Below are 13,759 nucleotides of genomic sequence, written 5' to 3' on the forward strand. Positions count from 1 at the left end.
GCATGCTAGCACGCACCCCCGCACCGCCGTACTGGGCAGTGATATTCAGCAACCAGCGCACCGCCGCCGACGCTGACGGTTACGGCGTCACTGCCGAACAGATGGTAACGCTGGCAGCCGGTCAGCCCGGTTTTCTGGGGGCAGAGAGCGCGCGCGGGGCCGACGGCTTTGGCATTACCGTATCGTACTGGCAAAGCGAGGCTGACATTGCCGCCTGGCGTGCCCACGCCGAACACCGTGTGGCGATTGCCGCCGGTTTCGACCACTGGTACGCCTGCTTTGCTACCCGCGTGGCCTACGTTGGCCGCGACCACCTGTGGGACAAGCCCGCCAGCGATGCGCCAGGTCAAGGTTGATCGCCAGCCGGCCTACGTGCTGCACACCCAGCCGTACCGCGAAACCAGTTTGCTGGTAGAGGTGCTCAGCCGCGACCACGGCCGCTTCACGCTGGTGGCGCGCGGCGCGCGCCGCCCGCGTTCCGACTTGCGCGGCCAACTGTTGCCGTTCCAGCCGCTGCAGCTGGCCTGGTTCGGCAAGGGCGAGTTGCGCACGCTGCACACCGTAGACTGGCGCGGCGGCGTGCCGCAGTTTGCCGGCCAGCGCCTGGTGTGCGGTTTCTATCTCAATGAATTGCTGCTGCGCCTGTCGCCGCGAGACGACCCGTCCCCCGAATTGTTCCAGCTGTACGACCGCACCGTGCGCGGCATGGCCCGTAGCGACAGCCTGCCCGACGTGTTGCGCCGCTTCGAGCTGAACCTGCTGACGGTGCTGGGCTATACCCCGCCGTGCAGCGAGGACGCCGCCGGCCAGCCGCTGCAGCCGGATGCCTATTACCTGTGCCGCTTCGGCGAGCTGCCGCAGCGCGTGGCTGTGCCCGACGCCGGCCCGCGCCAGCTGGTGGTGGCGGGCGCCAGCCTGCTGGCACTGGCCGTGGCCGACTTTTCCCTGCCGCACAGCCGCCGCGACGTGCGCGGCCTGCTGCGCTTGTATCTGGATGAATTGCTGGGGCCGGAACCACTGGCCACCCGCGAACTCTTAACCACGCTCTACGCGCTGCAAGAAGACAGCGCCCCAAGCCGGAGACCATCATGATTCTGCTAGGCGTCAATATCGACCACGTTGCCACCCTGCGCCAGGCGCGTGGTACCCGTTTCCCCAGCCCGATCGAAGCCGCCCTGGTGGCCGAAACCAGCGGTGCCGATCTGATTACCCTGCACCTGCGTGAAGATCGCCGCCATATCCAGGACCACGACGTGGACGCCATGCGCGCCACCATCAAGACCCGCATGAACCTGGAAATGGCGCTGACCGACGAAATGCTGGCCAACGCGCTGCGCGTGAAGCCGGAAGACGTGTGCCTGGTGCCGGAAAAACGCGAAGAAGTTACCACCGAAGGCGGCCTAGACGTGATCCGCTACTTTGACGAAGTGCGCGAGTTCACCCGCCAGCTGAGCGATGCCGGCATTCGCGTATCCATCTTCATCGACCCGGACGTGAAGCAGATCCAGGCAGCCTGGGACGCCGGTGCCCGCGTGATCGAGCTGCACACCGGCGCCTACGCCCACGCCGACTTCCAGCACGAGGCGCAGCAGGCCGAGCTGGCGCGCATCCGCGAAGCCGCCGTATTTGGCGATCACCTGGGCATGGTGGTGAACGCCGGTCACGGTTTGAATTACCACAATGTGAAGCCGATTGCGGCTATCCAGGAAATTGCCGAGCTGAACATCGGCCACGCCCTGGTGAGCCATGCCTTGATGGTGGGCTTTGCAAGTGCGGTGCGCGAAATGAAAGCGCTGATGATTGAAGGCCGCCAGGGGCTGTAATGATTTACGGCATCGGCACCGATATGGCGCGCATCGCGCGCTTTCAGGTCATGCTGGACCGCTGGGGCCTGCGTGCCGGCCGCCGCTTGCTGGCGCCGGTAGAGCAGGCTGAGCTGGCCGCTGCGGCCAACCCGGCGCGCCTGCTAGCCAAGCGCTTTGCCGCCAAAGAGGCGCTGTCCAAGGCGCTGGGCACCGGCGTGCGCGAACCGGTGCTGCTGACCGCCATCGCCGTGAGCCACGACGCGCTGGGTAAACCGATGTTTGCCTTTGACGATGCGCTGCATGCGTTTCTGCGCGAGCGCGGCATCAGCCGCGTGCATTTGTCGATTACCGACGAGGCCGAGCACGCACTGGCTTTTGTGGTGTGTGAAACCGGCCTTGCGGCCAACCTATAGAGTGGCACCATGACTCAAACCGTTCTGCCGCGCGGCCCAGTAATGGCCGACGTTGCCGGCTTCCGCCTCAGCGACGATGAAAAACAACGCCTGTGTCACCCGCTGGTGGGCGGCGTCATCCTGTTCCGCCGCAACTTCGACAGTGTCGAGCAGCTGAAGGCACTGACCGCCGAGATTCGTGCGCTGCGCCAGCCAGAGCTGCTGATTGCCGTCGATCACGAAGGCGGCCGCGTGCAGCGGTTCCTGGCCGGCTTTACCCGCCTGCCGCCGATGCGGGTGCTGGGCGAGCTGTGGGACGCGCAAGGCCAGGCCGTGGCCGAAGCGGCAGCCGAGGAAACCGGCTATGTGCTGGCCGCCGAGCTGCGCGCCTGCGGCGTGGATCTGAGCTTCACCCCGGTGCTGGACCTGGACTGGCAGCACTGCGCTGTCATCGGCAACCGCAGTTTCCATGGTGACCCGGCGGTAGTGATTGCGCTGGCCAGCGCGCTGCAGCGCGGCCTGAACCGTGGTGGTATGGGCAGCTGTGGCAAGCACTTTCCAGGCCACGGCTTTGTCGATGGCGACACCCACGTGGCCATGCCGCAGGACCCGCGTAGCCTGGACGATATCCGCGCTGCCGACCTGAAACCGTTTGCCGCCCTGGCCGCCAGCGGTATGAAGGCGGTGATGCCCGCGCACGTGATCTACCCGCAAGTGGACGACACCTCGGCCGGTTTCTCGCGCATCTGGCTGCAAGGCATCCTGCGCGGCGAGCTCGGTTTTGACGGCACCATTTTCAGCGACGACCTGACCATGGAAGGCGCGGCCGGCGCCGGCGATATCGTGGCGCGTACCGAGCGCGCGTTTGCCGCCGGTTGCGATATGGCCCTGGTGTGTAACCGCCCCGACCTGGTGGACGATTTGCTGGCCAGGTTGGCCGCACCGGTGCAGCCACAGCTGGCGCAGCGCCTGCAGGCCATGGCCGGGCAGGGTGTGCCCGAGGAGTGGGAAGCGCGGGTAGCCGCTAGCGCGTTTGCTGACGTTGCCGCACGCGTAGGTGCGCTGGCCGTGCCGCCGCAGCAGTTGGCCGCAGCGCCGCAAGTAGGCGAGGCACACTAAGCCACTCGGCAGGGTGGCTTTGATACAACAAGGCCTGTCTGCGTTGGCAGGCAGGCCTTGTTGCATGTCAGCAGCCCGCAGGGGCGGGTGTGGCCGCGCGATCAGAACAGCTCGATATCGCCGGTATCGTTACTGCCGCCGCTTGCCAGCTGCATTTCGCTCGGGCGGGCTCGGGTGCGGCGTTGGTCGTTCCATTGCTTTTCATGCATGTGCAGGCGTGCCAGCGAGGTGCGCAGCTTGGCGGCCAGGTTGCGCAGGTCATCCGGTGATACCGCGTGGATGCGGCTGCAGTCCAGTGCGTCCTGGTTCAGCTGGATCAGGATGTCGCCGGATACTTTCGAGTCTTGTACAGCCTGTGCCTGCATGCTGACTGCGTTGCCGATTTCGTCGGCCGAGGCGTTGATCTCGCGAATGGAGCGCGTGATGCTGTCCAGCTTTTCGCGCGAGGTGTCTGCGTGGGTGGCGGCAAAATCGGCACGCTCTAGCGAGGTACTCATGGCACTGACAACTTTTTCGGTGCCGCGTTGTACATCGCCCATGATGTTCTGTACCTGCTGGGTGGCTTCCTGGGTGCGGTGCGCCAGCTTGCGGACCTCGTCAGCTACCACGGCAAAGCCACGGCCGCTTTCGCCGGCGCGCGCGGCCTCGATAGCGGCATTCAGTGCCAGCAGGTTGGTCTGGTCGGCAATGTCCTTGATGGAAGACAGAATGCCATCGATATTGCCTGACGCTTGCGCCAGCGCGCGTACATCGCGGGTGGCTTCTTCCAGCAGGCTGGCGACATCGGTAACGCCATTGATCACGATCAGCGTGGCTTCGCGGCTTTCACCCATATGCTGCTCGGCATGTTGCGCTGCAGCAGTTATTTGTTCCAGGTCCACGCGCAAGCGCTCGGCCTGTTCTATCATGCGGGAAATGGCGCCAATCAGTACCTGGCCATGGCTGGATTGCAGCAGGTTTTTCTGCAGGATGGCGCTATAGGTATCGGTGAGCTCTTGCGACATGGGTATCAGCCGTGCGCTGGAACCCAGTACCTGGGTGAAAATATCGTCCAGCTCTTCCAGTAACTGGTTGAAATGGCGGCTGCAGCCTTCCCAGTCCGGGCTGGTGGCCAGGTCCAGCGTCTTGCTGAAGTCGATAGGCTCTTGTTTCAGCGACTGCAGGTGCTGGCGAAAGATGCGGGCCGGCCTGATGAAGTGTTTCTGGATGCGCCAGGCCAGGGTAGCCATCACGGCCAGGCCGGTTAGCAAGCCGGCAAGCACACTTGTCATGCCGCTTTCCGGCAAGAGCAGGGTCAGGGCTGGAAGCAGTAGCAGCGGGATAAGTGCAGGCGCAATCAGACGAATCAGCGTAGCTTTCATGTTCTTCTCGGGATGGCTGATGCCACGGTTGTACCATCAGTGTAAGTAAACACTGTTTGGCAAATGTGACACATGATTTTATGCAAAGTATACCCTTGTATACGTAGGGTTTTGAAAGCAATTGAGCAGGAATTTTGACGATGCAGAAGTTTTTACGCTGGCTGGCGGTTGGGGTGAGCGATCGCTTCGCCAGCCGCGAAGTGCAAGATGCAGTAGACCTGCTGATTGCCGAAGTAGAGCCCAAGGTCAAGCTGCTGCCCAGTGGGCGGCGCCAGCTACGCCGAGGCGTGCGACATATGTTGGCCCAGTTGCAGGAAGTTGGCCGCCTGCTGCCCGAGCCGCTGGACTTGAGCCCAGCCGGCTATAGCAGTGACCGGCGCGTAGGCTTGCTGTTCGCCTCGCCACAAAGCCTGTGTGATAGCTTGCGTGCCAGTGATGCCATCAAGGCGCATCTGGCCAGCCCGCAGTCGCCACAGCAGCTGCAAGTCATGCTGGTGATGCAGCTGAACGAGGAAACAAGGCTGGGCAGCCAGCTGCTGCCGGATGGCAGTGTGCGCAGCGACGTGCCCCAGCGCGTATTGTGCTTCGAGCGGCACCGCTTTATTGCCGCCAGCGCCAGTCACGAAGATTTGCTACACGATGCCCGCCAGCAGGCTTATGGCCTGCTGTGCCGCAACCTGGCGTATGGCATCAGTCAGGCGGAAAGCGAACGACGCCTGCTGGAGGTGGAACGCCGTGCCCTGCAGCTGCAACTGCAGCACAAAACCAATGTACTCAATGCCGAGGCCCTGAACCTGCATGGCAGCATGACGCCGGCGCAAATGGCCGAGCGCCTGGCGCAGGTGGAACAGGCGTTGGCCGCATCGCAGCTGGTGGCATCGCTGCAGGGCAAGCTCAAGCTGATACGGCAGGTGATCGAGGCGCCGGATGACTTTGTGCGTGCCAGCCTGGAAACCGCCTGGGTAGACCGCATGGGCGTGGTGCTGTCGCCCGCCGAGGGTGGCCAGCAGCTGGACTACACCAATATCGAAATGGGCTACCTGCAGCGCCGCCGTCGGGTGGTGTTTGCGGCCAACCTTAGCCGTGCCGATCTACGCGAATGGCAGCAACGCTGGCCTGCGCTGGAAAGCTGATCAGCCGTCACACACAATCAGCGGTACCTGCATTTCTGCCGCCGATAGCCCGCCATGGTTGCCCAGCAATGGCGGGCGTTTTTCATCGTTCACCATCTGTAACAGCCCCCAGTTTTCTTTCATCAGCAGGACAAAGTCCCCGGCGCGCTCTGCCAGCAGCGGGTGGTGTGGCGCCGGGCCAAACCAGCCGTGCGCGATGACATCTTGCGCTGGCAAACACCAGGCGATATGGCCCAGCGTGCGTTCGAAAGCGGTGCGGAAGGCATCTGCCTGGCCAGTTTTGACATGGCAGATGGCTGCCCGCGGCTCACCACTCAATGGCTGGCGTAGCAGCGCTGCCAGCGCCGGGTAGTCGTTCAGAAACAATAGCCGTTCCGGCGGGATGTCGATCTGGCCATGGTCTGCCGTGATCACCAGCTTGCAGCGGGCGGGCAGCGTGGCAGCCAGCTCGGCGCAGTGCTGCTGCAGGCGTGCCAGCAGCGCTTGTGCTTTGGGGTGGGTGGTACCTTTGCCGTGCATCAGCGAATCCAGGTCGGGGATGTAGGCGTAAACGAACTTGCGCTCGGGCGTGGCTGCCAGCTCCGCCAGGCTGGCGAACAGCTCGGCATAGGCGCGCCACGGCAGGTGCCGTGCCTGGCCGCCGTGATGGCGGCTGTAGTGCGAATCGGCAATGTACTGCGGCTGCAGCATGTAGTGCTGTCTGCCGCGGCCTTGCAAGGCTGATGGCTGGCTATAAAGCCGCGTAGCCAGGGTGTCGCTATCGGGCGCCTCGCCACTGGCCCAATGGCTACGCAGCGGCAGCGGGGTGGCAATGCAGCTGGCCTCCGGCGCCCAGACATGCCACGCCAGCAGGCTGTGCTGGCTGGGCGGCACGCCACTCATCAGCGTGGTTATGGCAGCCGTAGTGGTGCTGGGGAAGACCGACGACAGCGTGGCGCATTGCTGTTGTTGCAGCCAGCCACCCGGCGCCAGGGCATCAAGCTGGGCGCAGCCCATGCCGTCTATCAGTAGCAGAATGACCGTGTCGCAGTCTTCCAGCGCGCCCAGTGCCAGGTGCTGCAGCGGCGGGCACCTGCTGTTGCCATGCAGGCGTGCGGCCAGGTTGGCCAGGCTGTGCTGGTAATCGGGTAGCTGGCACTGCGCCAGCAGGCTGTCGGGTAGTTGGCTCACTGTTGTGCTTTCGTGCATGTGTTTATAGTGTCGGTTTTACCTTGTCTGGCAGGTTTTGTAAGCATCATGAGTGATTTGCGTGTGAGCTGTACCGAGTGCGGCGCGTGCTGTTCTGCGTTTCGCGTGTCTTTCCACCGCAGCGAGTTGGCCGCAGATGGGCAGCCTGGCGTGCCTGCGGACATGGCCGTGCACGAGGTAGGCAATACCTGGCGCATGGCGGGTACCGACGATAGTGCTGCCGACGGCCAGCCGCCGCGCTGTGTGGCACTGTGTGGCACGGTAGGCGAGGCGGTGAGCTGCCGCATCTACGACCAGCGTCCGTCGCCCTGTCGCGAGTTTGGCGCGCTGGCCAGCGTGGGCATTTACGAAGCCGCCTGTAACCGCGCCCGCGCCCGCCATGGCTTGCCACGGCTGAAGGTGGACGATAGCTGGTGAAGCATGGTGCGCTGCGGTTTGCCGGCTAGTGTTTGCGCGGGAGGCGCGGTAAAAGAACTGGATGCCACTATACTGACAACTAGCTTGTGTTGCGGCATGGCATACGCTGATTCGCCTGTAGTGATTTGCTCCCCCTTGGGAGCGCCACCAATACTGAACCACACAGTATGAATCTAAGCTCAAGCAAACAATGGCAGCAGCTTGTCTGGTCTTGGCTGCAGATGGGCGTGGATCCGGCGCTGAGCGGTGCTTTGCGCCGGCGGCAATATATTACCAATGCGGTGCCAGCCCTGGTGCTGACCATGGCGCTGTTCTACGCGGTGCTGTTTTGTTTGCTAGGCAATAGCGCCCTGGCGGCCATCAGCCTGAAAGCGATGGTGATACCACTGCTTGGCATGGTCTGGTTTCACTGGCAGCAGCGGTGTGGCCGGCCACCGCACTACTGGAAAGCCTGCCTTATTTGCCAGGCCACTGTGCTGGCCGGCATCCTGGGTGGCCAAGGCACGCAAATTGGCGGTCATTATTACTTTCTACTGTTTTTCCTGACAGCGCCGCTGGTTGTCCCTACCCATGACAAGCGGGGCATGGCCATAGTCTGTGCTATCTGCGTTAGCTGGTTCTGTTTGTTTGAACTGCACCCTTGGCCATCCAGTATTGCAGTGCAGGCGCTTGGCCCGGCGACGATCAAGCTGCTTTACCTGTCGGTTTTGTTGTCTGGCTCGGTGGTTCTGTTTGTGGCGCTGCTGGCCGGAGAATATTTTTCCGAGCTGCTGGAGCGGCGAATCCAGCAAATGGCCAGCACCGACGAGCTGACCGGCCTGGGTAATCGTCGCGTTTTTTACCAGGTACTGGCGCAATGGCAGGCGGCCTATCACTGTGAGCAACGCCCATTTTGCGTGGCGATGCTGGATATCGATCACTTCAAAAACATCAACGACACGTATGGCCATGAGGCTGGCGACCAGGTCTTGCGCGCGCTGTCCATGCTGCTGCGGCAAGGCGTTTCCCAGGAGGATGTCGTGTGCCGCATCGGCGGCGAAGAATTTGCCGTTTTACTGGCTGGCCACACGCTTGAGCAGGCGCGCATGGTGTGTGAAGCGCTCAGGCAACGCATTGCTGCAACGCCTATTCGCGCAGCTGGCACCCAGCTGCAGGTGACCGTGAGCCTGGGCGTGGGGCAGTGCAAGGGGCCGGACTGTCTGGCGGGGATAGACCGGGCACTGTATGCCGCCAAACACGCCGGCCGCAATGCAGTGCATCTGCATCAAGCCGGTGTGGCAGAGCCAAACCAGGCGCAAGTGTGAGCAGGGTTTGCAGGCGCTGTGGTGTGCACCCGGTGGTTTGGCCGCTGGCCAATGCAGGCCGACTTGGTGGGATGCGGCAAGCAAAAATAAACCCCAGCACAGGCTGGGGTTTTTCATGGCGCGAGCACGTGGCTAGCTGTACGCCAGGCTCAGGTGGTTATCCCATTTAACCGGGAAGCGCTGGCTGCGGCGCGGGTCGATCTGCAGGGTCTGGCTGTCTATCCACACGATCTCGCCCAGCTCGTTGCTGGTAATGAAGTGGCGCTGGTCGCGGCTAAGCGCGATGCCGGCCGGTTTGGTGAGCGCCACCAGCCCCAGGTAGCTGCCCTTGCCGTCCCAGAACACCACCGCATCGCCTTTGGTGGCGGTGCAGGCGATGCGGTTGGCCCCGGCGGCCACGCTGGCAGCGTAGCCGTTGCTGGCCAAGGCTAGCGTATCGGGTGTATCCAGCAGGCGCAGGCCCAGCTCGGCGTTCCAGATGGCCACTAGCGGCGCGGCACCTTCGCCTTCGTACTGCAGCGCTACGGCAAAGTCGCGCTGGTTGATGCGGGCCAGGTGGCGCAGCGACAGGCGCTTGTCGTCCAGTGTGTAGCTGGCAATGCTGCGGCCTTGTGCCGGGTCCACGATATCGATCTGCGGCTTCATATTGTTGCGGTTCAGCTTGATGCGGCCGCTTTCCGGCAGTGTCAGGATGCCGCCGTTGGCCACCAGGATACCGCCATCGTCCAGCGCCTTTAGCTCGTGCGGGCCGATACCACCGGTGGGCATTTCGCGCAGTGGTTGCAGGGTGTGTGCGTCGCGCTCGGTCAGCAGGCCGTTGCCGTTATCGATATCGTTGTCGGTGGTGTATAGCTTGCCGTGCGCCAGAATGCCGTGGCCAAAGCCGTGGCGGTTGTCCGGGTAGTCGTACCACGCCAGCTGCTGGCCGTTGCGCCAGTTGAAGCGGGCGATCTGGTAGCCGGGGCGGCGGGCAAATACCAGGCATTCGCCAGGGCGCGCCAGGTCCAGCTCCAGGTGGTGGCCGCGCTCGGGCAGCGTCAGCAAGCCGCTGGCACCGGCCAGGCCGGCACGGTGCTGGTTGCGGCCAACGTCGCAGGCCGAGATGATGGCCGGCTGGTCTGCTTCGCCAGCCCAGCTGCGCAGCGGTAGTGCGGCCAGGGTAAGCGCGCCGGCTTGCAGCAGCTGGCGGCGGGTAAGCTTAGTCGCCATCGGATTCGTTAAAGCTCAAGGTGATGTCCAGGGTATGGGCTACCGGGCCTTCTATCTGGGCCAGCAGTTTTTCCAGTGCCTGCGCGGCAGGCTTTTCGCGGCTGCTATTGCCGTTTTGTGCCAGATTTTCTGGCAGTTTTTCCAGTGCGGCGGCCACCGCCAGCGTGGCGTCTTGCAGGGCCCGGGCTTGCGCTGGCTGGCCTTTGGCTTGTAGCAGGCTGCTAATGCCAGGCTGGGTCTGGTTGCCGGCAAGCACGGTTTGCAGCAGGCTGAACTGGGCTTTCAGCAGGGCGCGGCCTTCACCGCTACGCTGCGCGTTCACCAGCTCGGTTTTTTGCTGCGGCAGGCGCGAGATTTCCTTGTGCATCTCGTTGACGCCGGCCAGGGTCAGGTTGATGACCTCTTCCAGTGGCTGGCTGGCGCTGGCGTACTGGGCGCCGGGTTGGCCGTTACGGCTCAGGTTGGCCGCAAAGTCTTGCCAGGCTTGTAGCAGCGCCGGGGTGTGGCCGGCAATCTCCTGGCCATTCTGTTGCAGCCAGGCGCATCGTGCGGCATCGCCCAGGTTTTTCTGTTGCGAGAACAGCTGGTATTCGATGGCGGCAAAGCCTTTAGCGGCGGCGCCAGCTTCTTCATAGCTGTCTTTGCTGCGGCCCAGGTTTTCGCTAACCGCTTGTTCGATCAGTGCGGCGCGTGCTGGTTTGAAGGCAATGACGCGCTGGCTGCGTAGCTCGGCGGTTGGCCCCCAGTTCAGTGGGGCAACGGCCATCCAGCTGCGGTAACTTTGTCGCCATTGTTCGCGTGCACTGGCCAGGTTGGCTGCACTGTTGTCCTGGCATAGTTTGGCCAGGCTCTGGTTTAACGCCTGGCTTTGCTGGTTCAGTGTGCTGTAGCGGGGCAGCAGGGTGTGCTGTGCGAGGCTGTCGATGAATGTCTGCTCGGCACTGGCGGCGTGGGCGAGCGGTGCGGCCAGTAGCAGGGTGGCCAGCAGGGTGCGGGACATGCTGTTTCCTTCGTGTGCGCCGGGCCCGTGAGCCGGGCCCGGCTGGTGTGTGCTTGGCTGGCTTACAGCGAATTCAGGAAGCGCAGCACGGCGTCTCGGTCGGCTTTGCTGAAGCTGGCAAAGCGCTGCTTGGCAGCTTCGGCTTCACCACCATGCCACATGATGGCCTCGGTCAGGTTGCGTGCGCGGCCATCGTGCAGGTACTGGGTGTGGCCGTTTACGTCCATGAACTGGCCAATGCCCCACAGCGGCGGCGTTTTCCATTCGCGCCCGTCTGCCAGGCCGTCCGGGCGATTATCCGCCAGGCCAGGGCCCATGTCGTGCAGCAGCAGGTCGGTGTACGGGCTGATTTTCTGCCCGGACATTTCCGGCAGGCCCGCCAGTTTGCCGGTGGTATAGCTTGGCGTGTGGCAGGTGGTGCACTGTGCCTGGCTGAACAGCAGCTTGCCGCGGCGTACTTCCAGGGTGTCGGCATCGCGCTGTGCCGGTACCGCCAGGGTGCGGCTATAGAAGATGACGGCGTCCATCTTGCTGGCGTTGATTTCCGGCTGGCCTCCGTGCGGGGCTTTCAGACAGTCACGCTGCGATGGCATGCATTCTTCTTTGGGGAATTTGGGCGAGGTAATGCCGATATCGCCATTGAATGCCCCCGCGGCCTGGTGGGCGATGGTGGCGACGTTGGCTTTCCAGCCAAAGCGGCCCAGCATGGTTTTGCCGGCATAAGCGTCGTGCACGTAGTTTGGCTTGCCGCTAATGCCCTGGCCGGCAGCGGCCTGCGCTTTGGCGTTAGCCCGAATGTCTTTTTCGCTAATGGCTTCCAGCAGACCCAGGCCTATCATTTGCGGAGCGATGCGTGGCGAAATCTGTACTTGCGGGTGCAGCGGGCCGTAACCCAGCTCGGTGAGCTGGTAGTCGGGCTGGCGCAGGCTATAGCTTTCGCCGTCGGCAAAGCGGCCAACTTGCTCGGTGTAGCGGATGGCCACTTTGCCTTCCGGTTTTACCCCTGGGATGGCGTCGTTATTGAACTGGCCACCGTAGTTGGGTTCCGGCAAGGTGCTGCCGTTTTTGCCCGGGATGGACAGGCGGAACAGCAAGGCCAGCGGTTGCTCGGCTTGCAGGCCGTTCTCGAAATTGGGCGTGGCGCCACGGCCATCCAGCGCGTGACAGGCGCCGCAGGAGCGGGCGATGAAATGCGGGCCCAAACCATCGCGCGCGGTGGTGGACGATGGTGCCTCTACCCAGGCTTTCTTGAAGAAGGAGTTGCCGATGAAAAACTGCGTCTGGCGGTCGCTGGCCATATTGGCCGCAGGCAGCGAGAAAGCATTGCGGCCAACCTCGTACACGGTGGTGTTGCCGCCCAGTTTTTCATCGCCATCCTGGTAAGGGGCCACTTCTTGTGCCGCTGTAAAACCCAATGTGCCCAGAATTGCAGCCGCGCCACCCAGTGTGGCTGCAAGGGAGAGATATTTCTTTTGCATGGTATTTTCCGGTCAATGCAAATACCCGCCTGCGGCTGCAGGCGGGGTGGTGGGTGGTGGTGAGAACGGCTTAGCCGTTAACGTTCAGCTTCTTGATGCCCAGTGCTTTTGCGGCTTCTACCAGGCTGGTGGCCTGCTTTTTCAGCGCGGCAACCGTGGCTTGCACGCGGCTACGGCCTTCTTTTTTCACGATTTCCTGGTCGAACGGTGCCTGGATACCTTCGGCAGCCTTCAGGGTAGCTTCCATGTCGGCAGTTACACGCTCGGCGGCTTTGGCGTTGCTGGTGGCGACCAGGTCGCGCAGGCTGGCGCCTTTTACCACGCTACCGTCCACGCGCTTGTATTCGCCCAGCCAGATATTCTGGATGCCCTTGGCGTTGGTGATCACGTCGCGATGGGTGTTGTCGGAGAAGCAGCTGTGTTCGTCTTCCTGGTTGCGGCTATCCAGTGCCACCTCCATGCGCTCGCCGGCTAGCTCGGCGCGCGACAGTACGCCAATGCCCACCATGATCTGGCGGATGGCGTCCGGGTTCTTGGCAAACTTGGCGCGGTAGTTGTTGCTGCCCGGCTTCCACTGGCTGGTGACGCTGGCCAGGTCGTCCACCAGCAATTCGGCGGCGACTTTCAGGTATTCGCGGCGGCGGTCAGCGTTGGGTGCCTTGCCATCGACAAAGTCGGTAAAGCTGCGTTTACCCGGGCCGGCTACGTCAAAGTCCTGGCCCCACAGCAGGAATTCGATGGCATGGTAGCCGGTAGAAACGTTTTCTTCACCGCCGCGCTCGTTCAGCGACGACAGTTTTTCTTTGGTGATGGCGACTTTGCGGTTGTTGATGATGCCTGCGTTCGGTTTGCCTTTCACGCCATCGATATAGGCCTCGTCCAGTGGCCAGGCGTTGATCTGGCCTTCCGGGCCTTTGGCGTCGTCGATCGGGCCACCATAAAAGCGGAAAGCTTCGGTCTGGCCGTATGGCTCGCGAGCGGCCAGCCAGGCTTTGCGCGCTTTGGCCAGGGTGTCTTCGGATGGGGCTGCAGCGAAGGCATCTACGGCTGCTTTCAGTTCACGCGCGCCTTGCAGCGAATCTTCGTAGCTGGCAAAAACGATCTGGCTATAGGTTTCTACCACGCTGGTACGGGTAACGTCTGCAGCGAAAGCCGCAGGGGCGAGCAGGGCAGAACCAAGGGCGAGTGCAAGCAGTGTCTGGCGCATGAACGTGAATCTCTTTATTGGTTGTAAAAAGTAGTACTGATGATAAGTATTATCATTTGAGTAGTCAATTGGCTTGGGTGGCGCTTTATTTTGGCTTGCAGGGGCTTTTTATTGGTGTGGCGCTGGGTGATGTGCAGCCTTCGTGG

At 62.8% G+C, this 13,759-nt stretch carries 14 protein-coding genes; 8 read left to right on the forward strand and 6 right to left on the reverse strand.

The genetic code is table 11. The annotated features are described in order from the left end of the window. The first annotated feature begins 2 nt into the window (after positions 1-2). Genes LCH97_RS02800 through nagZ form a run of 5 tightly spaced genes read left to right on the forward strand, consistent with a single transcriptional unit; the run spans position 3 to position 3,316 of the window. Positions 3-356 carry an antibiotic biosynthesis monooxygenase gene (locus LCH97_RS02800; protein WP_227303279.1) on the forward strand — a complete coding sequence of 118 codons (354 nt, stop codon included), beginning with the start codon at positions 3-5 and terminating at the stop codon, positions 354-356. Then, complete coding sequence (recO, locus tag LCH97_RS02805) at positions 337-1,092, forward strand: DNA repair protein RecO (protein WP_227303280.1); 756 nt, start codon at positions 337-339, stop codon at positions 1,090-1,092. The genes LCH97_RS02800 and recO overlap by 20 nt, the downstream gene beginning before the upstream one ends. Beyond that, the gene (gene pdxJ / locus LCH97_RS02810; protein WP_227305242.1) at positions 1,092-1,823 is read left to right on the forward strand and encodes a pyridoxine 5'-phosphate synthase; all 732 of its coding nucleotides are present in this window, start codon (positions 1,092-1,094) and stop codon (positions 1,821-1,823) included. Before recO ends, pdxJ begins: the two co-directional genes overlap by 1 nt. After that, positions 1,823-2,218, forward strand: a complete 396-nt coding sequence (gene acpS / locus LCH97_RS02815) for a holo-ACP synthase (RefSeq protein WP_227303281.1) — start codon at positions 1,823-1,825, stop codon at positions 2,216-2,218. Before pdxJ ends, acpS begins: the two co-directional genes overlap by 1 nt. Before the next feature lie 9 nt (positions 2,219-2,227). Beyond that, a complete protein-coding gene (nagZ, locus tag LCH97_RS02820) occupies positions 2,228-3,316 on the forward strand; it encodes a beta-N-acetylhexosaminidase (protein ID WP_227303283.1) in 1,089 nt (362 codons plus the stop codon). Between the two features lie 101 nt (positions 3,317-3,417). Here the strand turns inward: nagZ and LCH97_RS02825 are convergent, their stop codons facing one another. After that, positions 3,418-4,677, reverse strand: a complete 1,260-nt coding sequence (locus LCH97_RS02825) for a methyl-accepting chemotaxis protein (protein ID WP_227303284.1) — start codon at positions 4,675-4,677, stop codon at positions 3,418-3,420. Positions 4,678-4,817: 140 nt separating this feature from the next. On the opposite strand from LCH97_RS02825, the gene LCH97_RS02830 reads away from it, so the two are divergent. Beyond that, complete coding sequence (locus tag LCH97_RS02830; RefSeq protein ID WP_227303286.1) at positions 4,818-5,810, forward strand: hypothetical protein; 993 nt, start codon at positions 4,818-4,820, stop codon at positions 5,808-5,810. On the opposite strand, the gene LCH97_RS02835 is transcribed toward LCH97_RS02830, so the two are convergent. Continuing rightward, entirely contained in the window at positions 5,811-6,980 is a 1,170-nt protein-coding gene (locus tag LCH97_RS02835) for an alkaline phosphatase family protein (protein ID WP_227303288.1), read from the reverse strand. A gap of 66 nt (positions 6,981-7,046) precedes the next feature. Here LCH97_RS02835 and LCH97_RS02840 point away from each other — a divergent pair, with 66 nt between their 5' ends. Both LCH97_RS02840 and LCH97_RS02845 read left to right on the forward strand, forming a co-directional pair. Next, the gene (locus LCH97_RS02840) at positions 7,047-7,415 is read left to right on the forward strand and encodes a YkgJ family cysteine cluster protein (RefSeq protein ID WP_227303289.1); all 369 of its coding nucleotides are present in this window, start codon (positions 7,047-7,049) and stop codon (positions 7,413-7,415) included. Between the two features lie 473 nt (positions 7,416-7,888). Further along, positions 7,889-8,719: a GGDEF domain-containing protein gene (locus LCH97_RS02845; protein ID WP_227303291.1), complete on the forward strand. Its 831-nt coding sequence runs from the start codon at positions 7,889-7,891 to the stop codon at positions 8,717-8,719. Positions 8,720-8,851: 132 nt separating this feature from the next. On the opposite strand, the gene LCH97_RS02850 is transcribed toward LCH97_RS02845, so the two are convergent. From LCH97_RS02850 to LCH97_RS02865, 4 genes are all read right to left on the reverse strand, one after another. Beyond that, positions 8,852-9,928, reverse strand: coding sequence for a DUF1513 domain-containing protein (locus LCH97_RS02850; RefSeq protein WP_227303292.1), 1,077 nt, complete (start codon positions 9,926-9,928; stop codon positions 8,852-8,854). Continuing rightward, a complete protein-coding gene (locus LCH97_RS02855) occupies positions 9,918-10,928 on the reverse strand; it encodes an imelysin family protein (RefSeq protein WP_227303293.1) in 1,011 nt (336 codons plus the stop codon). Before LCH97_RS02855 ends, LCH97_RS02850 begins: the two co-directional genes overlap by 11 nt. Before the next feature lie 62 nt (positions 10,929-10,990). Next, entirely contained in the window at positions 10,991-12,406 is a 1,416-nt protein-coding gene (locus LCH97_RS02860) for a di-heme oxidoredictase family protein (protein ID WP_227303295.1), read from the reverse strand. 70 nt (positions 12,407-12,476) lie between these two features. Continuing rightward, positions 12,477-13,613 carry an imelysin family protein gene (locus tag LCH97_RS02865; RefSeq protein ID WP_227303296.1) on the reverse strand — a complete coding sequence of 379 codons (1,137 nt, stop codon included), beginning with the start codon at positions 13,611-13,613 and terminating at the stop codon, positions 12,477-12,479. Positions 13,614-13,759: the final 146 nt, after the last annotated feature.

The organism is Vogesella sp. XCS3, assembly GCF_020616155.1.
Classification (GTDB): Bacteria; Pseudomonadota; Gammaproteobacteria; order Burkholderiales; family Chromobacteriaceae; genus Vogesella.

Excerpts from the sequence above, each read along its gene's own strand:
- LCH97_RS02800 (WP_227303279.1), top strand. The coding sequence starts at position 3 with ATGCTAGCACGCACCCCCGCACCGCCGTACTGGGCAGTGATATTCAGC.
- recO (WP_227303280.1), top strand. The coding sequence starts at position 337 with ATGCGCCAGGTCAAGGTTGATCGCCAGCCGGCCTACGTGCTGCACACC.
- acpS (WP_227303281.1), top strand. The coding sequence starts at position 1,823 with ATGATTTACGGCATCGGCACCGATATGGCGCGCATCGCGCGCTTTCAG.
- nagZ (WP_227303283.1), top strand. The coding sequence starts at position 2,228 with ATGACTCAAACCGTTCTGCCGCGCGGCCCAGTAATGGCCGACGTTGCC.
- LCH97_RS02825 (WP_227303284.1), bottom strand. The coding sequence starts at position 4,677 with ATGAAAGCTACGCTGATTCGTCTGATTGCGCCTGCACTTATCCCGCTG.
- LCH97_RS02830 (WP_227303286.1), top strand. The coding sequence starts at position 4,818 with ATGCAGAAGTTTTTACGCTGGCTGGCGGTTGGGGTGAGCGATCGCTTC.
- LCH97_RS02840 (WP_227303289.1), top strand. The coding sequence starts at position 7,047 with ATGAGTGATTTGCGTGTGAGCTGTACCGAGTGCGGCGCGTGCTGTTCT.
- LCH97_RS02850 (WP_227303292.1), bottom strand. The coding sequence starts at position 9,928 with ATGGCGACTAAGCTTACCCGCCGCCAGCTGCTGCAAGCCGGCGCGCTT.
- LCH97_RS02855 (WP_227303293.1), bottom strand. The coding sequence starts at position 10,928 with ATGTCCCGCACCCTGCTGGCCACCCTGCTACTGGCCGCACCGCTCGCC.
- LCH97_RS02860 (WP_227303295.1), bottom strand. The coding sequence starts at position 12,406 with ATGCAAAAGAAATATCTCTCCCTTGCAGCCACACTGGGTGGCGCGGCT.
- LCH97_RS02865 (WP_227303296.1), bottom strand. The coding sequence starts at position 13,613 with ATGCGCCAGACACTGCTTGCACTCGCCCTTGGTTCTGCCCTGCTCGCC.